The organism is Bradyrhizobium sp. BR 10261 (genome assembly GCF_019455395.1).
GTDB lineage: Bacteria > Pseudomonadota > Alphaproteobacteria > Rhizobiales > Xanthobacteraceae > Bradyrhizobium > Bradyrhizobium manausense.
Map to the genome: position 1 here is coordinate 46,783 of NZ_JACOFQ010000033.1, position 19,518 is coordinate 66,300.

The following is a 19,518-nucleotide window of genomic DNA, read 5'->3' on the forward strand; positions in this document are numbered from 1 at the left end:
GCGGCAAAGATTCTGGATTGCTTCGCTGCGCTCGCAATGACGGAGGGTGTGGCGGCAGCTCGCCCTGGTGTCCCAGGACTTGCGGTAAAATTCGCCGAGACTCATTTGGAATGCATGCATGACGTCCGATAGCACAGCATCAGCCCGACCGACGAACCCTGCGGACCGCATCGACGCCATCGACGTGCTCAGGGGCATCGCCCTGTTCGGCGTCATGGCCATCAACGTCGTGATGGAATTTCGCGTTTCGATCTTCGAGCAGTTTCTGGGGCCGAAGACGCTCGCCTCGCCAATCGATCGCGCCGTCGAGACGATCTTGACGCAGGCCGTCGAGCTCAAGGCATTTGCGCTGTTTTCGCTGCTGTTCGGCGCCGGCCTTGCCATTCAATTCGACCGGCTCGCCAAGAGCGAGCACCGCACCAGGCTGCTGGCGCGCCGGCTCGCCGTGCTGCTGGTGTTCGGCGTCATCCATTTGTGCCTGATCTGGAACGGCGACATCCTCACCGAATATGCTCTGGCCGGGTTCATTGTGCTGCCGCTGCTGTTTGGTCCGCGCTGGCTGATCGCTCTCGCTGCACTGGTGTTTCTGGCGCTGTATCTGGCGATACAGGACTTTCCGCCGGAGGGGTTGTTTCCGAGCCGGACCCTGATCTGGCGCGATGTCATGGATGCCAACCGCATCTATGCGACCGGCGGCTTCCTCGACGTGCTGGCGTTTCGCCTGCGCGAACTTCCCCTGATCGCCTCGCTCCACGCGTTCGTCTTCCTGCGCACGATCGGGCTGTTTCTGCTGGGGGCGCTGGCCTGGCGCAGCGGCCTCGTGCGGAATACGCGCGCCCTGTTCGTCATCGCGATTCCCGCGATCGCTCTCGGTGCGGCGTTGCTCTATGGCGGCATGGAGCCGCTCGGCACCATCCTGCTGGCGCTGGGCTATGGTGCCGCCATCCTTGGTTTTGCCAGCTTTGAGCGCGGCAAGCAGTTGCTTGGCTGGGCCGCGCCGCTGGGACGGATGGCGTTCACCAACTACATCGCGCAATCCATCATCTTCGGCTGGATCTTCTACGGCTACGGCCTCGGCCTGTTCGGCCGGCTCGGCATCACCGAGGCCCTCGCCATCGGCATCGCCGTCTACCTCGCACAGGTGCTGTTCAGCGCCTGGTGGCTGCGCCGCTACCGCTACGGACCGCTGGAATGGCTGTGGCGGTCGTTGATGTATGGGGTGCGGCAGCCGATGGTGGTGGCGGAGGTGTGACTTAGCTCTCTCCCCGTCATTGCGAGCGCAGCGAAGCAATCCAGAATCTTCCTGTGGAGAGACTCTGGATTGCTTCGTCGCAAGTGCTCCTCGCAATGACGTGTGGAGAGAGCTGCGCTCGCAATGACGGAGGGGTGTGGACGCAGACGGGCTTACTCCGCCAGCGCCTTCATCTCCTTGTAGAGATCGGACTTGCCTTCGAAACCGATGCCCGGAAGGTCGGGCATGGTGATGTGGCCGTTCTCGACGCTGGTACCATCCGGGAAGCCGCCATAGGGCTGGAACAGATCAGGGTAGCTTTCGTTGCCCCCGAGGCCAAGGCCGGCGGCGATGTTGAGCGACATCTGGTGGCCGCCATGCGGGATGCAGCGGCTGGGTGACCAGCCGTGGGTCTTCAGCACGTCCAGTGTGCGCTGGTATTCGCACAGGCCATAGGACAGCGCGCAGTCGAATTGCAGCCAGTCGCGGTCGGGGCGCATGCCGCCATAGCGGATCAGATTGCGTGCGTCCTGGTGGCTGAAGAGATTCTCGCCAGTCGCCATCGCACCCGGGTAGAATTCGGCGAGCGCGGCTTGCAGCGCGTAGTCGAGCGGATCGCCGGCTTCCTCGTACCAGAACAGCGGATAGTCGCGCAGCATCTTGGCATAGGCGATGCCGGTCTCGAGATTGAAGCGGCCGTTGGCGTCGACGGCGAGCTGGGCGTCCGTGCCGATCTCCTTCAGCACCGCCTCGATGCGGATGCGGTCTTCCTCAATCGGCGCACCTCCGATCTTCATCTTCACGACGTTGTAGCCGCGGTCGAGATAGCCGCGCATCTCACCGCGCAGCATCGAGAGATCCTTGCCGGGATAGTAATAGCCGCCCGCGGCGTAGACAAACACGCGCGGATCGGCGGTGACGCCGTGACGTTCGGCGAGCAGGCGGAACAGCGGCTTGCCCGCGATCTTGGCCACCGCGTCCCATACCGCCATGTCGATGGTGCCGACCGCGACCGAGCGCTCGCCATGGCCGCCCGGCTTCTCATTGGTCATCATCGCGCCCCAGACCTTGTCGGGGTCGAGATTGTCGCCGGCCGCATCGAGCAGCGACTTCGGATCGGCTTCGAGAATGCGCGAGGCAAAGCGCTCGCGGATCAGCCCGCCCTGCCCGTAACGGCCGTTGGAATTGAAGCCGTAGCCGACGACGCGTTTTCCCTCGCGCACCGCATCGGTGACGACGGCGACGAGGCTCGTCGTCATCTTCGTGAAGTCGATATAGGCGTTGCGGATCGGGGAGGAGATCGGCTTTGTAATTTCGCGGACGTCGACGATGCGGACGGACATGGGGCGGCCTTCGTGATCGAGAGGGACTTCGCCGACTGTCTTCCCGTCATCCTGAGGTGCGAGTGGCGCGATGCAAAGCATCGCGCCGGGAGCCTCGAAGGATGAACGGCCGAGATGCAGCCGGGCCGTCGCCCTTCGAGGCTCGCCGAAGAGGCGAGCACCTCAGGGTGACGGGGAAACATTTAGGCACGCCGCGCTTACTTCTTATCCCGGAAATACGGCTCCACGGGCCCATGCACCTTGATGGTCAGCGGGTTGCCGTAGCGGTCCTTGGCGTTGCCGGCGGTGACGCGGACCCAGCCCTCGCTGATGCAGTATTCCTCCACATTGGTCTTCTCGATGCCCTTGAAGCGGATGCCGACGTCGCGCGAGAGGATGTCGGCGTTGTAATAGGGGCTGTTGGGGTCGACCGACAATCGATCAGGAAATTCGTCGCTCATGGATGTATCCATCATAACAGGGTTTCGATTTGCTTGCGCAGCCCTTCTGGCCGCGCGGTCGGCGCATGGCGCGCGATCACCTTGCCGGCACGGTCCACCAGGAATTTGGTGAAATTCCATTTGATGGAGGAACCGAGCAGACCGGATTGCTGGCGTTTCAGGTACTCATACAGGGGATGCGCATTGGCGCCGTTGACGTCGATCTTCGCGAACAACGGAAAGGTGACGTCGTAATGAGTCGAACAGAATTCCTGGATCTCGCTCGCCTGCCCCGGCTCCTGCGCGCCGAACTGGTTGCAGGGAAAGCCGAGCACCGAGAAGCCGCGCGGCGACAGGTCTCGATGCAGATCTTCCAGACCACGATATTGCGGCGTGAAGCCGCATTTGCTCGCGGTGTTGACGATCAGCAGCACCTGTCCCTCGAAGGCGCGCATCGACACCTCCTCGCCATCAAGCGAATTGGCCTTGAAGTCGTAAATCCCAGGCATCGCTAACCCACGGGATCGATCGGCGAGGCCGGCACGCCGCCCGCCTCGATCGCTTCGCCGGCGAGCAGGCAGAGATCCTCGCGGTAGCGGCCGGAGACGATGTGCACGCCGACGGGCGTCTTGCCGACGAGGCCGGTGGAGACCACGAGGCCCGGCAGGCCCATGAAGGGAATGGCGATCTGCGGCAGCTGCGCTTCCCAGACCCGCTTGAAGGATTCGTCGTCCTTGCGGTCGAGATGATCCGGGAACGGCAATTCGCCCGAGACCGGCGTCAGCAGCACCGCATATTTTTCGAAGAACTGCATCCATTCGCGCGTCAGCGTGGCTCTTCGGGTCAGCGCCTTGCCGTAAGTCGCCTGGTCCATCGGCGTGACCCTGGCGCGGACGCCGCGCAGGCAGGCCAGCGCGCCGGGATCGCCCTCACGTTCGGCCATCTCGAGCTGTGCCTCGAAAGCATCGCCGAGCCAGAGCTTGATTTGCCACTCGACCGCTTCGCGCATCGGCGGCGTGTTCTCGATCACATCGACGGTCCAGCCGGCGCGCTCGAGGCGCTTGCCGGCGTCGGTCACGGCGGCCTTGACCTCAGGCGTGGTGGCAAGGCCATCCGGATTGAGGCAGAGCGCCGCGCGCTTCTCGCGCGCGGGGCCTTCCAATGGCACGGGCACGTACCAGGGGTCTCGCGCGTCGCGCGCCGACATGGCGGCGAGGGAAATCCTGAGGTCATTCACAGTGCGCGCCAAGGGGCCCGAGACGGCCATGATCTGCGGACCGATCGGTCGCTCCGGCAGCGCCGGGTTGAAGGCGGGGATGCGGCCCAAGGTCGGGCGCAGGCCGTGCACGCCGCAGGCATAGGCGGGATAGCGGATCGAGCCGGCGATGTCGGTGCCGTGGGCGATGGCGCCGATGCCGGCCGCCACCGCCGAGCCGGCACCGCCGGACGACCCACCCGGGGTCAGCGCGGCATCGCGCGGGTTCTTGGTGTCGCCATGGACGAGATTGGTGGTGAACCAGCGATAGGAGAAGGCCGGGCAATTGGTGCGCCCGAGGAGAACCGCCCCGGCTTTGCGGAAATTGGCGACGACAGGATTGTCCTCGCGCGCGATCAGGTCGCGCTGGAGTTTCAAACCGTTGGTGGTGGCAAAGCCTTCCTGGTCGACATTGGCCTTGATGGTGACGGGCACCCCCGCCAGCAAGCCGGGATCCTCGCCCCTGGCGATGGCGGCATCGACGGCGTCGGCCTGCTCGAGCACGGCCTCGGGCCGGTGGTCGATCACGGCGTTGAGCTTGGGATTGACGGCATCCAGGCGGTCGAGGCCGGCCTTGGCCGCCTCCCGCGCAGACACTTTCCTGGATTTGACGAGGGCAGCGAGGTCGGCGGCCGACAGGCGCCATAGATCTTGCATGACATGCTCCGTATGACCGGCGTCTTTTAGCGCCGGGATCGCGGCAAAGCCATGCGGAATTCGCAGGGAGGAAAGGCGGGTTTGGTCCCGGGTCGTGCCTCATCCTCCGTCATTGCGAGCGAAGCGAAGCAATCCAGAATCCCTCCGCGGAGGCAGTCTGGATTGCTTCGTCGCATCTGCGCAAAATTGCTACGCAATTTTGTCGCGAGCTCCTCGCAATGACGTGGAGGGAGCGGCGGATCTCCCCTAATGCCTCGTCGCGGATTCGTCCGGGATGTCCAGCAGCGCCTCGGTGAAGGGGAATTCGAGCACGATCTCGCCGTCGTCGTCGGTCACCTCGATGACCGCCTCGAGCAAGGCCGGCTGGGCGCCTTCGGATTTCACCACCTCCAGGATCATCTGGCGGGCGACCTCCCAGGCGCGATCGGGATTGCGCAGATCCTCACCGTCGGGGTCCACGATCAGTTCATCCCCGATACGGGTGTTGAAGAAATATTTTGGCATCACGAGATCCAGCTAAAGCGGCCTGTACCGGATTGAAAGCTGCACTGCACTCACAACTGCTTTATCAGGACAGGGTTCACGACCGAATGCGCCAAACGCAAGGCCGTATCACCAGAAAGTACTGTTCCCTGCGTATGTCTCGCGGCGCAATATGGCTGGGCTCGGGAAAATTTCACTGGCGAACTTTTGTGCCCGCAGTAATTTAACCCCGGGCGGACACGTCCGAAATCGCAAAAATGGAGAGCCGAAATGGCCTGGAAAGCCCCCAAGATCGTCGAAGTGCCCTGCGGCATGGAAATCAACATGTATGTGAGCGCCACCCGCAAATAAGCGGTCGGCAGTCCAGCGTTCTGCGCAGGTGGGTCTCCCGGTCACGATCGGTTTCCGACTGGTGGAAACTGTGTCGTCCATGATCCTGAGGATCCACCTGGCGGCGTTGCCTCCAGGAGACGGATCATGCTTCGCGTCGTCGTCCTGGGCGCCGGGGCTGGCGGCGGAGTCCCGCAATGGAATTGCGGGTGTGAGGGCTGCCGGGCGGCCCGTGAAAACGGTCAAGAGCTTTGTCGAACCCAGGCCTCGGTCGCCTTCAGCGGCGACGACGAGCATTGGTTCCTGATCAATGCCTCCCCTGATCTGCGCCAGCAATTGAATGCCACGCCGCGGCTGCATCCCAAGGCGGGCGCGCTGCGCCATACGCCTGTCGCCGGCGTGATCCTGACCAACAGCGAAGTCGATGCCGTCGCCGGCCTGCTCTCGATGCGCGAGGGTTCGCCCTTCACGGTCTATGCGCATGAGAAGGTGCTGGCGATCCTCGCCAGCAACAGCATCTTCAACGTGCTGAACGAGAAGAACGTCAAGCGCCAGCCGATCGGAATCGGTGAGCCCTTCGAGCCGCGATTGCCTGATGGTGCGCGCTCGGGCCTGGAGGTGCTGCCCTTCGCGGTGCCAGGCAAATCGGCCTGGTATCTCGAGGGCAAAGTACATCCCGGCGGCGAGAGCGGCGATGGCGATACGCTGGGCCTGAAGATATCAGACAAATCATCAGGCAAGTGCTTCTATTTCATCGCCGCCTGCGCCGAGGTGACCGATGCGCTGAAGGCCGAGATCGATGGCGCCGCGCTGGTGTTCTTCGACGGCACGGTCTGGCAGGACGACGAGATGATCAAGGCCGGTCTCGGCCACAAGACCGGCAAGAGCATGGGCCATGTCGCGATGTCCGGCGCCGACGGCGCCATTGCGCGGCTGGCCGATCTCTCGATCGGCAGAAAGATATTTCTACACATCAACAACTCGAACCCGGCACTGCTGCCTGCCACGCCTGAACGCAAGACGGCCGAGGGCGCGGGCTGGCAGATACCCGCCGACGGAACGGAGATCGTGCTGTGAATGCTGCATCCATGACGGGAATGACCGCGCTCTCGATCGGCAAGGACATCAGGCTCACTAGCGCCGAGGAGCTGGAGGCGACGCTGCGCCATATCGGCGCGACGCGCTATCACAGCCTGCATCCGTTCCATAAGCTGCTGCATGGCGGCAAGCTGAACAAGGGCCAGGTGCAGGCCTGGGCGCTGAACCGGTACTATTACCAGAGCACGATCCCGATCAAGGACGCGGTGGTGATCTCGCGCTTCCGCGACCGCGCCACGCGGCTGGAATGGCGTCACCGCATCGAGGACCATGACGGCGATGTCGGCTCCGAGGGCGGCATCGAGCGCTGGCTGAAGCTGACCGAAGGCCTCGGCCTCGACACGGCCTATGTGGAATCAACCGAAGGTATCCTGCCGGCGACGCGCTTCGCGGTCGAGGCTTACGTGCATTTCTGTCGCGAGAAGAGCCCGCTGGAGGCGATCGCCTCCTCGCTCACCGAGCTGTTCGCGCCGAGCATCCACGAAGAACGCATCGCCGGCATGTTGCAGCATTATGATTTCGTCAATCCTGACATCATGAGCTACTTCAAGCGCCGGCTGACGCAGGCGCCGCGCGATGCCAATTTCGCGCTCGATTATGTCAGGACGCATGCGCGGACCCCGGAAGAGCGGGCTTCGGTCTGCAATGCGCTGATCTTCAAGACCAACGTGCTGTGGGTGCAACTCGACGCGCTCTATCATGCCTATGTCGAGGGCAACATTCCGCCGGGCGCGTTCGTGCCCAAAGCGAGCTAAGGACAACAGATGGCCGGGCTGCGGAATATCAACGTCAGCGAGGCAAGCCGCCCCGTCCTGCCGCGGCATGCCAAGCTGAGATATGACGAGACGCGAAAGGTCTGGGTGATCCTGGCGCCGGAACGCGTGCTGGCGCCGGACGAAATTGCCGTCGAGGTCTTGCAGCTCTGCAATGGCGAGCGCAATGTCGGGGACGTCGCCGATCAGTTGGCGGCGAAATACGCCGCGCCCCGCGAGGCGATCCTGACCGATGTCATCGCCATGCTGCAGGATCTCGCCGACAAGGGCTTTTTGGCCGAAGCCCGGGAGAAGACGCCATGAGCGATGTACCCCTGGTCATCCCGCCCGACGCCAGCGACAGCCTCGCGGTGCTGGAGAAGAGCCGCTCGACGGCGGAGACCTTCGGTATTCCGCTCGCCGTGCTGCTGGAGATCACCCATCGCTGCCCGCTGCAATGCCCGTACTGTTCCAATCCGATCGAGCTGGATCGCTCGGCCAAGGAGCTGACCACCGACGAGTGGAAGAAGGTGCTGAGCGAGCTCGCCGAGATCGGCGTGCTGCAAGTGCATTTCTCCGGCGGCGAGCCGACCGCGCGGAAGGACCTGGTCGAGCTGGTCCAGCATGCCAGCGATGTCGGGCTCTACACCAACCTCATCACCTCAGCCGTGCTGCTGACGCGCGAGAAGCTCGGCGAGCTGGCCGATGCCGGGCTCTGCCATGTGCAGATCTCGTTCCAGGGCATCGAGGAAGGTCTCGCCGACCGCGTCGCCGGCTACAAGGGCGGCCATCGCAAGAAGCTCGAGGTCGCGAAATGGACGCGCGAGCTGGATTTGCCGCTCACCGTGAACGCGGTGATGCATCGGCAGAACCTGCACCAGCTCCCCGAGATCATCCAGATGTCCCTCGATCTCGACGCCGACCGGCTCGAGGTCGCCAATGTGCAATATTACGGCTGGGCACTGAAGAACCGCGCCGCCTTGATGCCGACGGTGGCGCAACTCGACGAGTGCACCCGCACCGTCGAGGACGCGCGCGAACGGCTGAAGGGCCGGCTGACGATCGACTACGTCGTCCCTGATTATTACGCGCTGCGGCCGAAGAAATGCATGGGCGGGTGGGGCCGGCAGTTCTTCAACATCTCGCCGGCCGGCAAGGTGCTGCCCTGCCATGCCGCCGAGAGCATCACCGGGCTCGATTTCCTGTCCGTGCGCTCCAACCATTCGATCGCCTGGATCTGGCAGAACTCCGACGCCTTCAACCGCTATCGCGGCACCGGCTGGATGAAGGAGCCGTGCAAGTCTTGCGAATTCCGCGAAATCGATTTCGGCGGCTGCCGCTGCCAGGCCTTCGCGCTGACGGGCGATGCCGCCAACACCGATCCGGCCTGCGCGCTGTCGCCGCTGCACGAGACCATCTTCAAGCAGGCGGAAGCCGAGGCCGAGGGCGAGACCAACCGCTTCCTCTACCGCAATTTCGCCGGCGGCACCCTGGAATCCGAGAATGGCGCCTGACGCCGACGCTGCCGCATCCGCCAGGCGCGCCGATCCCTTTGCGCCGCTGACATCGGAGATGCTCGATGTCGGCGACGGCCATGAGCTCTATGTCGAGAGCATCGGCCGCACCGATGGCATTCCCGCGATCTATCTGCATGGCGGCCCGGGCTCCGGCTGCCAGCCCGATCATCGCCGGCTGTTTGATCCCGAGCGCATGCATGCCGTGCTGTTCGACCAGCGCGGCTGCGGCCGCAGCCGGCCGAAGGCATCGCGCGAGCATAACACCACGGCGCACCTGATTGCTGACATGGAGAAGATCCGCGAGAAATTCGGCATCACGCGCTGGATAGTGGTCGGCGGCTCCTGGGGCGCGACCCTCGCGCTGGCCTATGCAGAAAGCCATCCCGAGCGCGTCTGCGGCATTGCGCTGCGGGCGACGTTCCTGGGCACGCAGGGCGAAGTCGAGACCGCCTTCACCTCGCGCCTGGCGCAATTCTATCCAGCGCTGCACGAGGATTTCTTGAGCGTGCTGCCGGCGGAGGAGCGCGCGCAACCGGTGCAGGCCTATTATCGCCGCATCCTCGATGCCGATCCCGCCGTGCATGGTCCCGCCTCGCGCGCCTGGCACGACACAGAGCGCGCGTTGTCCGAGCACAAGGCGGCCAAGACGCGCATCGACCTTGCGTCATTGAACGTCTGGCGCACGCTGCCGGCGACGCCGTTCATGGAGGCGCATTATTTCGCCAACAACTCCTTCATGAGCGACGACCAGTTGCTGCTGAATGCGGACAAACTCGCCGGCATTCCCGGCATTATCGTGCAAGGCCGCTACGACCTGTTGTGTCCTCCTGAGACATCCGCGCGGCTCGCGAAACTGTGGCCGGGTTCCGAGGTCAGGATCGTGGAAGAAGCCGGACATTCCCTCTATGATGCCGGCGTGCGCGATGCGGTGATGAAGTCGATCGCCGACCTTGCGTCGAAGGCCGCGCGCTAACGCGCGAAAGTAAGGACAACAAGAAAATGCCGCTCGCCGGGACAGGCATGCTGCTGACGTCGATGGATATCGACGCGGCTGACGATGCCGATTTCAACCGCTGGTACGATCGCGAACATCTGCAAGAGCGCGTCGCGATCGAGGGATTTCTCGAAGCGCGCCGCTATATCGCGCACGCGGCCAATCCGAAATATCTCTCGCTGTATTCGACCACGACGCTCGACGTGCTCGACAGTCCCGCCTACCGCGCCCGGCTTGCCAACCAGACCGAATGGTCGCGGCGGACCATGGCGCATTTCAAGAACATGCTGCGCGTGGTCGCCCGCATCACCATCAGCAAGGGCACCGGACGCGGTGCCTCGCTTGGCCTGGTGCGGCTGCGGCCCACGCCTGATAATGCCGGCGCATGGCGCGACGCCCTGCGAGAAAAGCTGGCGCCGGGGGATCGTGACGGCATCGTCTCGATGCATCTGCTCGAAAGCGAGCCGGAATTGTCCGGCGCAACGGCGGACATTCCAGCGGTGCGCAACGAAGGCGCGCGCGACTGGTTCGTGCTGATCGACGGCACCCATGTCGGCGCCGTCTCCGCCGTCATCGCCGAACGCTTCACCGGCCCTGCGGCCGCGCCCTTCCCGCTCCCGGTCTCCGTCGGCACCTACTGCCTGATGTGGGACCTTGCGAAGAGCGATATTGCGGGCAGCTGAGGTGCCGAGATTGCTGCGCTGCCACCAACACCGTCATTGCGAGCGCAGCGAAGCAATCCAGGATCTTTCCGCGGTGGCACTTCGCTGCGCTCGGAATGACGGTGGATGGAGCAGAGAGCGATGCTGCACCGCACGCATCTCGCGCGCGCGGCGCTAATGCTGTGCGCGCTTAGCTCCCATGAAAGGCACCGATCGCGCAAATTTGCCGTTGTACTCCGGAGCGGTTCTAATAAGCTAACCCGATGACGTCATTCAGAAACGAGATCGCCGCGCGTTAGGCGTCGACAAGCTCAAAGAAGAGGCCGCCAGGTCTTTGAGCCTGCGCGGACGAGGGTAGGAATGAAACCGACCGATATCGCGGCCCCCGACTACTTTCACAAAGTGGTCGATTGTCAGTGGGCCTGTCCCGCGCACACCCCGGTTCCCGAATACATCCGATTGATTGCGCAAGGCCGCTACAGCGACGCCTACATGATCAACTGGAAATCGAACGTGTTTCCCGGAATTCTGGGACGCACTTGCGATCGTCCATGCGAGCCGGCGTGCCGCCGCGGACGCGTCGAGGAAAATCCGGTCGCGATCTGCCGCTTGAAACGCGTCGCGGCCGACTTCAAGGACGACATCAAGCAGCGCCTGCCGCGGCCCGCAGCCAGAAACGGCAAGCGCGTTGCGCTGGTCGGCGGTGGTCCCGCCTCGCTGACGGTGGCGCGCGATCTCGCGCCGCTCGGTTATCATTGCACCGTGTTCGATGCCGATCCCGAGGCCGGCGGCATGATGCGGACACAGATCCCGAAATTCCGCCTGCCCAATTCGGTCATCGATGAGGAGACCGGCTATATCCTGGGTCTCGGCGTCGAGTTCAGGGGCGGCCATCGCATCGAGAGCATGAAGGCGCTGCTCGCGGAGAAATATGACGCGATCTTCGTCGGCTCCGGCGCGCCGCGCGGACGCGAGCTCGACATTCCCGGCCGGAAAGAGGCCGCTGGCAACATCCATATCGGCATCGATTGGCTGGCCAATGTGTCGTTCGGCCATGTCGACAAGATCGGCAAGCGCGTCATCGTGCTCGGCGGCGGCAACACCGCGATGGATTGCTGCCGCACCGCGCGCCGTCTCGGCGGCGAGAAGGTCACGGTGGTCGTGCGTTCCGGCTTCGAGGAGATGAAGGCCTCGCCCTGGGAGAAGGAAGACGCAATCCACGAGGATATCCCGATCCTCAACTACATGGTGCCGGTGGCGTTCAAGCATGTCGCCGGCAAGTTGATCGGCGTCACCTTCCAGCACGTCAAGGCCGAATACGACGCCAAGGGCCGCCGTCACCTGGTGCCTTCGGGCGATCCCGACCAGACCATTCCCTGTGACGACGTGCTGGTCGCGGTCGGCCAGGAGAACGCCTTCCCCTGGATCGAGCAGGATTGCGGCATCGCGTTCGACAAATGGCATATGCCCAAGGTCGACCCGAAGACCTTCGTGTCGACCAATCCGAAGGTGTTCTTCGGCGGCGACGCCGCGTTCGGGCCGAAGAACATCATCTGGGCGGTGGCGCACGGCCACGACGCCGCGCTCTCGATCCACAAGATGCTGTCGGGCGAGGACATCACCGAGCGGCCGCTGCCGGAGGTGCAAATCTCCTCGCAGAAGATGGGGATCCACGAATGGAGCTATGACAACGACATCTCCATCGACAAACGCTTCAAGGTGCCGCATCGCGACAAGGTGATCGCGCTGAAGGACGTCAGGACCGAGGTCGAGCTCGGCTACGACGTCAAGCTCGCGCTCGGCGAAGCGCATCGCTGCCTGAACTGCGACGTGCAGACGGTGTTCTCGACCTCGCTCTGCATCGAGTGCGATGCCTGCGCCGACATCTGCCCGATGGACTGCATCACCTTCACTGACAATGGTGAGGAGAGCGACCTGCGCACCCGCCTGAAGGCGCCCTCGCCGCATCCGGACCAGGATCTTTACGTCTCGTCCGATCTCAAGACCGGGCGCGTCATGGTCAAGGACGAGGATGTCTGTCTGCATTGCGGACTGTGCGCCGAGCGGTGTCCCACCGGGGCCTGGGACATGCAGAAATATTTCATCGAGATGACTCACGCGGGTTCGACATGTCCGACAAAAAGCCGATCAGCAGCGTAAACGACTTCGTCGTTCGCTTCGCCAACGTCAACGGCTCGGGCTCGGCCAGCGCCAACGAGATGTTCGCGCGCGCGATCCTGCGCCATGGCGTGCCTGTGTCCCCACGCAACATTTTCCCCTCCAACATCCAGGGCCTGCCGACCTGGTATGAGGTGCGGGTGACTGAAGCCGGCCATCTCGGGGCCCGCGGCGGCGTCGACATGATGGTGGCGATGAACCCGCAGACCTGGGACAAGGACGTCGCGGGCATCGAGCCCGGCGGCTATCTGTTCTATGATTCCACCAAGCCGATGCCGTCGACCAAGTTCCGCGACGACATCACCGTGATCGGCGTGCCGCTGACAGCGATCACCAACTCGACCTACACCGATCCGCGCCAGCGCCAGCTGTTCAAGAACATCATCTATCTGGGTAGCCTCAGTGCGCTGCTGGAGATGGACCCGAAGCTGATCGAGCAGCTGATCGGCGAGCAGTACAAGGGCAAGGAGAAGCTGCTCTCCTCCAACGTCCACGCGCTGCATCTCGGCCGCGACTGGGCGCTGCAGAATTTGAAATGCCCGATCGGGCTCAGGGTGAAGAAGTCCGACAAGGTCGGCGACCGCATCTTCATCGAGGGCAACAGCGCCGCCGCGCTCGGCGCTGTCTATGGCGGCGCCACGGTGTGCGCCTGGTATCCGATCACGCCGTCATCGTCGGTGGCGGAAGCCTTCACCGCGCATTGCAAGAAGTATCGGCACGATCCGGGGACCGGCAAGGCGAAATACGCCATCGTGCAGGGCGAGGACGAGCTCGCGTCCATCGGCATCGTCATCGGTGCCTCCTGGAACGGCGCCCGCGCCTTCACCGCGACCTCGGGGCCCGGCATCTCGCTGATGACCGAGTTCATCGGCCTCTCATATTTTGCCGAGATCCCGGCCGTGATCATGAACATCCAGCGCGCCGGCCCTTCGACGGGCATGCCGACCCGCACCCAGCAATGCGACATCATCGCCTGCGCCTATGCCTCGCATGGCGACACCAAGCATGTGCTGCTGTTCCCGGAAGATCCGGCCGAAGCGTTCGAGTTCGCGGCGGCCGCGTTCGATCTCGCCGAGCGGCTGCAGACCACGATCTTCCTGATGCTCGATCTCGACATCGGCATGAACCACCGGCTCTGCCGTCCGCTGAAATGGGACGATGCGCGGCAATATGATCGCGGCAAGGTGATGACCGCGGAGATGCTGGAAGAGGGCCGCGACTTCGGCCGCTATCTCGACGTCGACGGCGACGGCATTCCCTACCGCACCTATCCCGGCGCGCATCCGACCAAGGGCTCCTATTTCACCCGCGGCACCTCGCGTGACCGTTACGCGCGCTATTCCGAGGAAGGCACTGTCTATGCCGACAACATGCAGCGCCTGGTCCGCAAGTTCGAGACCGCGCAGGACCTGGTGCCGCGGCCGCTGCAGGCCAACGCGGAACGGCCGACCAAATATGGCGTGATCTATTTCGGATCGACCTCGCCGGCGATGGACGAGGCGGTCGGGCTGTTGGAGGCGCGCGGGCACCAGCTCGATCGCCTGCGCATCCGCGCCTTCCCGTTCCACTCCAGCGTCGCAAGCTTTCTCGCCGAGCACGATTTCGTCTATGTCGTCGAGCAGAACCGCGACAGCCAGCTTCGTCAGCTCATCGTCAACGAGAACGGCATCGATCCCGTCCGCCTCGTGCCGATCGTGCATTATGACGGCACCCCGATCACCGCCCGCTTCATCGCAAAAGCCATTGGCGACCATCAGGATCACCTCAAGGTGACCCCGCTCCGCAAGGCCGTGTCATGACCTACATCGCAAAGCCGAAATTTCATCATCCGGGCCTGAAGAAGAACGAGCTCGGCTACACGCATCGCGACTACGAGGGCAAGATCTCGACGCTGTGCGCCGGCTGCGGCCATGATTCGATCACCGCCTCGATCATCGAGGCCTGCTACGAGCTGTCGATCGAACCGCACCGCGTCGCGAAGATCTCCGGCATCGGCTGCTCCTCCAAGACGCCGGATTATTTCCTCGGCAATTCGCACGGCTTCAACTCCGTGCACGGCCGCATGCCCTCAGTGCTGACAGGCGCCAACCTTGCCAATCGCGACTTGATCTATCTCGGCGTCTCCGGCGACGGCGATTCCGCCTCGATCGGCTTCGGCCAGTTCGCGCATTCGATCCGGCGCGGCGTCAACATGACCTATATCGTCGAGAACAACGGCGTCTACGGCCTGACCAAGGGCCAGTTCTCGGCCACCGCCGACCGCGGCTCGAAGAGCAAGAAGGGCGTCACCAACACCGACAACGCCATCGACCTCGTCGCGATCGCGCTGCAGCTTGGCGCCACCTTCGTGGCGCGCTCGTTCTCCGGCGACAAGGACCAACTGGTGCCGCTGATCGCCGCCGCGATCCGACACAAAGGTTCGTCTTTCATCGACGTCATCAGCCCCTGCATCGCCTTCAACAATCACGCCGGCTCGACCAAGAGCTTTGATTATGTCCGCGAGCACAATGACGCCGTGAACCGGCTCGACGTGCTGGTCGGCCGCGATCCGATCGCGGTGGACTACGCGCCTGGTACCGTGCAGGTGGTGGAGCAGCATGACGGCAGCAAGATCGCGCTGCGCAAGATCGACGCCGATTACGATCCGCATGACCGGTTAGGGGCCCAGACCTTCCTTGCCAGGCACGCCGCCAAGGGCCAGATCGTCACCGGGCTGCTCTACGTCGATCCCGACGCGGAAGATCTGCACACCCATCTCAACACGGTCGAGACGCCGCTCAATACGCTGGAAGCGGATACGCTGTGCCCGGGGTCGGCAGTGCTGGACAAGATCAACGCCAGCCTGCGCTGACGCGTTGATAGCAGCGACCGAGCGATCGTCGCGGGTTAGCTGACGGGCTCCGGCGTCGCCCGGCGCAAATGAGCGAGCCGGCTGGCGGTCCAGTATTGCCTGCAGGTCTGGGACAAGGTCTCGGCGTCCATGGTCAGGCCGCCGGCATTGATGATCACGCCGTCGGCGCCGAGCGCCTTGTTCATCAGCGTCAGGATGTGCTTCAGCATGCCGCCGGCAAACTGCTCGGCAACGAGGGGATCAACCTTCAGCACCACGATCTTTTGGGTGCGAAGCTGCCAGACCAGGATGTCGCGCACCGATCGCCAGGCGATGGTGTCGTCGGCGATCCTGGTGTCGCGGATGCCGACGCGGCTGATGAAGATAACCGGCTCCCGGGCGGAGACCAGCCGCCAGATCGCCTGGCAGGTCGCAAAGCCGAACAGCGCAACGCCGGCGGAGCAGATCACGATCTGGAGCGAGCTGATCTCCTTGCCGTGCAGCCAGTTGAAGGCGACGGCGGCACAGAGCAACGTCAACAGCAGGCCCGCGCCGAGCACCTTCAACGACCTGGCCAGCGAATAGCCGATCGCAAGATTGGGCAAGTTCTGACTTTCGGACATGTTCAACCGCCTCCAGCCATTTGCAACAGCCCGGGGTTTTTCTGCGCCCCCCTCGCAAGGGTTAAGCCTGGAACCTTGCGCGAGGCTGCCGGCCAGGCATGCGGTTGAACGCGCCGCGTGCGGCTTGCGACTAACCGCTGGTGGCCCGTCACCATCCCGGTGCGGGCCCCAAATGGCTGAGACGGTGCGATCATGAAACTTGCCCTTATCCTTCCGCTTGCCTTCGTGGCCTTCATCGGCGTCGCCCAGGCCGAGGAGGCCGACGACTTCCGCGAGGCAAACAAGACCGAAGCCGAGACCTTCAACGCACGGATGTATGCGGGCACGCCAGGCAAGACGGCCTATGCCTGCTTCGTCCGCCGCTACGATGCCGAGCATCTGGCGCGACATCCGAAGCAGAAGGTCGCTTCCATGAAGCTGCTGGTCTCCGCGGAGACCGACAGCGAGGACAAGGAGCTCCACAACTCGTTCCGGCTCGGTTTCCGCTATCGCCACCGTAGCGGTGATTTCGATTCCAGCGGCTCGTGTCACCACACGGTGCTCACCAAGGAAGGCGCCGAGGTCAGACTCGGCTGCGGCGTCGATTGCGAGGGCGGCGGCATCGGCATCGCGCTCTCGAAGGACGACAAATCGGCCATCGTACGGCTCGAGAGCGTCAGGGTCTGGCTGCACAACAACCCCGACGACGAGGCCGAGCGGTCGCTGGTCGCCGGCAGCGATGACGGGATTTTCCGGCTCGACCGGGCTGACAACAGCGAATGCGCCGCGCTCGTGACCGACCGCAAGGAACTCGCCGCGCTCCGCCACAAGTGATATCGCTCCGGCAAAGACGGGCCTCATCAAAGGACATCGCCATGAACCGCCGGAACGTTCTGTGGAGCACAATTTCGGCGCTGGGCGCGGCCTTTGCCGCCTCGCGCGCCAACGCTGCGACTGAAGCTGCAACGTCAGACAAGCTGAAGGTGGTGTATCACCTCAGCGACGCCGACAAGGTCAATTTCGTGCTCGGCAACATCCAGAACCACATCGACGGCTCCGGCGGCCCCGACCATGTCACCCTCGCGCTCGTCATCCACGGGCCGGCGTTGAAGGCGTTCCATCAGGCGCAGGCCAATCCCGACGTCAGCGGGCGGATCAGCGATTTCGCCAAGGACGGCGTCGAGCTCGCCGCCTGCGGCAACACCATGAAGGCGCAGAACATCACGCTGACGGATCTGCTGCCGGGCTTCGTGAGCGCGGAAAAGGGCGGCGTGGTTCGGCTCGCTGAACTGCAGTCGCAGGGGTATTTGTACTTGCGGCCGTGAGTCACATGCGCCCCATCCTCCGTCATTGCGAGCCACCGGTCCGCGCAACGCGCGGCCCGATGACAGGCTCCGCGAAGCAATCCAGTCCGTCCGCAGGGACAGACTGGATTGCTTCATCGCAAGGGCTCCTTGCAATGACGGGAGAGAGGGATGAGCGCTCCAAAACCAATTCCTCTGTCGCCTTGACATACCCATAACCCTGTGGTTATGAATTAATCCATAACCTTTGAGTTATGGATGACCCATGTTCTCCACCCCCGACCTCCTGTTCCGGACGCTCGCCGACCCGACGCGGCGAGCGATCTTCGAACGGCTGTGCCGGGAGGGCGAGCAGACGGTCGGAGCACTGACGGCGCGATCGGGCGTTTCGCAGCCGGCGGTGTCAAAGCATCTCGGCGCGCTGAAGCTCGCCGGCCTGGTGCGCGACCGGCATGAGGGACGCCAGACCCATTACAGCGCGCAGCCCGGCGCGCTCAATCCGCTGATCGACTGGACCAGCCAGATGGCCGGCTTCTGGCAGAACCGGCTCGATGCACTCGACGATCTCCTGAAGAGGATGGACCAATGACTGAGGCTGCGACAGAAACACGTTCCGTGGTGATCGAGCGCGAATTCGCCTATCCGCCTGAGCGGCTGTGGCGCGCGCTGACGCAGCCGCATCTGATCGAGGAATGGCTGATGAAGAACGACTTCAAGCCCGAGGTCGGCCACCGTTTCAATCTGCGCGGCGAATGGGGCGGTGTGCTGGATTGCGAGGTGCTCGCCATCGAGCCACAGCGCTCCCTCGCCTATACCTGGAATTTCACCAACGAGGACGCAGCCTACGACCTCAGAAGCGTGGTGACGTTCACGCTGACCCCGCAAGGATCAGGCACGCATCTGCGTGTCGAGCAGGCGGGCTTCCGCCCCAGCCAGAAGCAGGCCTATGGCGGCGCACACGCCGGCTGGAAGCAGTTTTTCACCAAGCTCGACGAGCTGCTGGCAAGGGCCGAATAGCGAACCACAAACGTTGATCCCGAATATTCCAGAGGAGACTTTAGATGAACTCGAACATGTGGGTACGCCAGATCCATCGCTGGCTGTCGATTGCCTTCACGCTGGCCGTGATCGCCAACATCGTTGCGCTGACCATGCGGATTCAGGCCACATGGATTGGCCTGATGGCTTTCGTGCCCTTGCTTCCGTTGCTCGCGACCGGGCTCTATCTGTTCGCACTGCCCTATCTCGGCCGCGGCAGCGAGGCGAGGACATGAAGAAGACCGTGACCGCGAAGAAAGAGACGGATGGGCCGTCACCATCCAGGATGATCGACGGCCGGATCAAGGAGCTCGGCGACTGGCGCGGCGAGACGCTGAAGCGGGTCCGCGCCCTGATCAAGGAGGCCGATCCTGACGTCGTCGAGGAATGGAAGTGGCGCGGCGTTCCCGTGTGGGAGCACGACGGCATCATCTGCACGGGAGAGACCTACAAGGCGGTGGTGAAGCTGACCTTTGCCAAGGGCGCGGCTCTGGACGACCCCGCCGGCCTGTTCAATTCCAGCCTCGACGGCAATGTGCGGCGCGCGATCGATATCAGCGAGGGCGCTGAGATCAACGAGAAGGCGCTGAAGGCGCTGATCCGCGCGGCGGTGGCGCTGAATGCGGCGAAGGTGAAGAAGAAGCCGGCGAAGAAGCAAGTCTGACCTGATCGCTTCAGCGGCCCCGGACTGGCTCTAACCTCTCCCGCTTGCTTGCGGGAGAGGTCGGCATGGGCGGCCCTTGGCCGCCGTCCCTTAAAACCGCCGATGAAATGCATCGGCTACGGCGCCGGGAGAGGGCTCTCTCCTCTGGGCGAGTCCCGCTG

Annotated in this window: 23 protein-coding genes; 17 read left to right on the top strand and 6 right to left on the bottom strand. The window is 63.7% G+C overall.

Annotated elements, in window-relative coordinates; translation table 11 throughout:
• Nucleotides 1-118: 118 nt before the first annotated feature.
• Nucleotides 119-1,252, top strand: coding sequence for a DUF418 domain-containing protein (locus tag HYH07_RS29970; protein ID WP_220005843.1), 1,134 nt, complete (start codon nucleotides 119-121; stop codon nucleotides 1,250-1,252).
• Between the two features lie 152 nt (nucleotides 1,253-1,404).
• Here HYH07_RS29970 and tarD read toward each other — a convergent pair whose 3' ends face one another.
• The 5 genes from tarD to HYH07_RS29995 form a co-directional block, all read right to left on the bottom strand.
• The gene (gene tarD, locus HYH07_RS29975) at nucleotides 1,405-2,574 is read right to left on the bottom strand and encodes a D(-)-tartrate dehydratase (protein WP_220005844.1); all 1,170 of its coding nucleotides are present in this window, start codon (nucleotides 2,572-2,574) and stop codon (nucleotides 1,405-1,407) included.
• Nucleotides 2,575-2,771: 197 nt separating this feature from the next.
• Nucleotides 2,772-3,029: a DUF3297 family protein gene (locus HYH07_RS29980; protein ID WP_220005845.1), complete on the bottom strand. Its 258-nt coding sequence runs from the start codon at nucleotides 3,027-3,029 to the stop codon at nucleotides 2,772-2,774.
• Nucleotides 3,026-3,502, bottom strand: coding sequence for a glutathione peroxidase (locus tag HYH07_RS29985; RefSeq protein ID WP_220005846.1), 477 nt, complete (start codon nucleotides 3,500-3,502; stop codon nucleotides 3,026-3,028). The genes HYH07_RS29980 and HYH07_RS29985 overlap by 4 nt, the downstream gene beginning before the upstream one ends.
• 2 nt (nucleotides 3,503-3,504) lie before the next feature.
• The gene (locus HYH07_RS29990; protein WP_220005847.1) at nucleotides 3,505-4,905 is read right to left on the bottom strand and encodes an amidase family protein; all 1,401 of its coding nucleotides are present in this window, start codon (nucleotides 4,903-4,905) and stop codon (nucleotides 3,505-3,507) included.
• Nucleotides 4,906-5,151: 246 nt separating this feature from the next.
• A complete protein-coding gene (locus HYH07_RS29995; protein WP_220005848.1) occupies nucleotides 5,152-5,409 on the bottom strand; it encodes a DUF6894 family protein in 258 nt (85 codons plus the stop codon).
• A gap of 249 nt (nucleotides 5,410-5,658) precedes the next feature.
• Here HYH07_RS29995 and pqqA point away from each other — a divergent pair, with 249 nt between their 5' ends.
• From pqqA to HYH07_RS30045, 10 genes are all read left to right on the top strand, one after another.
• A complete protein-coding gene (gene pqqA, locus HYH07_RS30000) occupies nucleotides 5,659-5,739 on the top strand; it encodes a pyrroloquinoline quinone precursor peptide PqqA (protein WP_007595659.1) in 81 nt (26 codons plus the stop codon).
• 126 nt (nucleotides 5,740-5,865) lie between these two features.
• On the top strand, nucleotides 5,866-6,795 hold the full coding sequence (gene pqqB, locus HYH07_RS30005; protein ID WP_220005849.1) for a pyrroloquinoline quinone biosynthesis protein PqqB: 930 nt from the start codon (nucleotides 5,866-5,868) through the stop codon (nucleotides 6,793-6,795).
• A complete protein-coding gene (gene pqqC, locus HYH07_RS30010) occupies nucleotides 6,792-7,571 on the top strand; it encodes a pyrroloquinoline-quinone synthase PqqC (protein WP_220005850.1) in 780 nt (259 codons plus the stop codon). The genes pqqB and pqqC overlap by 4 nt, the downstream gene beginning before the upstream one ends.
• Before the next feature lie 9 nt (nucleotides 7,572-7,580).
• Nucleotides 7,581-7,892 (top strand): pyrroloquinoline quinone biosynthesis peptide chaperone PqqD, encoded by a 312-nt coding sequence (gene pqqD / locus HYH07_RS30015; protein WP_220005851.1) that lies wholly within the window; start codon nucleotides 7,581-7,583, stop codon nucleotides 7,890-7,892.
• Nucleotides 7,889-9,082 carry a pyrroloquinoline quinone biosynthesis protein PqqE gene (gene pqqE / locus HYH07_RS30020; RefSeq protein WP_220005852.1) on the top strand — a complete coding sequence of 398 codons (1,194 nt, stop codon included), beginning with the start codon at nucleotides 7,889-7,891 and terminating at the stop codon, nucleotides 9,080-9,082. The genes pqqD and pqqE overlap by 4 nt, the downstream gene beginning before the upstream one ends.
• On the top strand, nucleotides 9,072-10,058 hold the full coding sequence (gene pip, locus HYH07_RS30025) for a prolyl aminopeptidase (RefSeq protein WP_220005853.1): 987 nt from the start codon (nucleotides 9,072-9,074) through the stop codon (nucleotides 10,056-10,058). Before pqqE ends, pip begins: the two co-directional genes overlap by 11 nt.
• A 26-nt stretch (nucleotides 10,059-10,084) precedes the next feature.
• Nucleotides 10,085-10,762: a DUF4286 family protein gene (locus HYH07_RS30030; protein WP_220005854.1), complete on the top strand. Its 678-nt coding sequence runs from the start codon at nucleotides 10,085-10,087 to the stop codon at nucleotides 10,760-10,762.
• Between the two features lie 339 nt (nucleotides 10,763-11,101).
• A complete protein-coding gene (locus HYH07_RS30035) occupies nucleotides 11,102-12,901 on the top strand; it encodes an FAD-dependent oxidoreductase (protein WP_220005855.1) in 1,800 nt (599 codons plus the stop codon).
• Nucleotides 12,871-14,718, top strand: coding sequence for a 2-oxoacid:acceptor oxidoreductase subunit alpha (locus tag HYH07_RS30040; RefSeq protein WP_220005856.1), 1,848 nt, complete (start codon nucleotides 12,871-12,873; stop codon nucleotides 14,716-14,718). The genes HYH07_RS30035 and HYH07_RS30040 overlap by 31 nt, the downstream gene beginning before the upstream one ends.
• Entirely contained in the window at nucleotides 14,715-15,770 is a 1,056-nt protein-coding gene (locus tag HYH07_RS30045) for a 2-oxoacid:ferredoxin oxidoreductase subunit beta (RefSeq protein WP_220005857.1), read from the top strand. The genes HYH07_RS30040 and HYH07_RS30045 overlap by 4 nt, the downstream gene beginning before the upstream one ends.
• A gap of 35 nt (nucleotides 15,771-15,805) precedes the next feature.
• Here the strand turns inward: HYH07_RS30045 and HYH07_RS30050 are convergent, their stop codons facing one another.
• Nucleotides 15,806-16,372, bottom strand: a complete 567-nt coding sequence (locus HYH07_RS30050) for an STM3941 family protein (RefSeq protein ID WP_220005858.1) — start codon at nucleotides 16,370-16,372, stop codon at nucleotides 15,806-15,808.
• A 192-nt stretch (nucleotides 16,373-16,564) separates the two neighbouring features.
• Between HYH07_RS30050 and HYH07_RS30055 the strand changes: the two genes are divergently transcribed.
• The 6 genes from HYH07_RS30055 to HYH07_RS30080 all read left to right on the top strand — a co-directional run bounded on the left by HYH07_RS30055 (nucleotide 16,565) and on the right by HYH07_RS30080 (nucleotide 19,357).
• The gene (locus tag HYH07_RS30055) at nucleotides 16,565-17,185 is read left to right on the top strand and encodes a hypothetical protein (RefSeq protein ID WP_220005859.1); all 621 of its coding nucleotides are present in this window, start codon (nucleotides 16,565-16,567) and stop codon (nucleotides 17,183-17,185) included.
• A 41-nt stretch (nucleotides 17,186-17,226) separates the two neighbouring features.
• On the top strand, nucleotides 17,227-17,676 hold the full coding sequence (locus HYH07_RS30060; RefSeq protein WP_220005860.1) for a DsrE family protein: 450 nt from the start codon (nucleotides 17,227-17,229) through the stop codon (nucleotides 17,674-17,676).
• A 244-nt stretch (nucleotides 17,677-17,920) separates the two neighbouring features.
• Nucleotides 17,921-18,244: a helix-turn-helix transcriptional regulator gene (locus tag HYH07_RS30065; protein WP_220005861.1), complete on the top strand. Its 324-nt coding sequence runs from the start codon at nucleotides 17,921-17,923 to the stop codon at nucleotides 18,242-18,244.
• On the top strand, nucleotides 18,241-18,672 hold the full coding sequence (locus HYH07_RS30070; protein WP_220005862.1) for an SRPBCC domain-containing protein: 432 nt from the start codon (nucleotides 18,241-18,243) through the stop codon (nucleotides 18,670-18,672). Before HYH07_RS30065 ends, HYH07_RS30070 begins: the two co-directional genes overlap by 4 nt.
• A gap of 44 nt (nucleotides 18,673-18,716) precedes the next feature.
• Nucleotides 18,717-18,929 carry a hypothetical protein gene (locus tag HYH07_RS30075; protein ID WP_220005863.1) on the top strand — a complete coding sequence of 71 codons (213 nt, stop codon included), beginning with the start codon at nucleotides 18,717-18,719 and terminating at the stop codon, nucleotides 18,927-18,929.
• Nucleotides 18,926-19,357, top strand: coding sequence for a DUF1801 domain-containing protein (locus tag HYH07_RS30080; RefSeq protein WP_220005864.1), 432 nt, complete (start codon nucleotides 18,926-18,928; stop codon nucleotides 19,355-19,357). Before HYH07_RS30075 ends, HYH07_RS30080 begins: the two co-directional genes overlap by 4 nt.
• Nucleotides 19,358-19,518 lie beyond the last annotated feature (161 nt).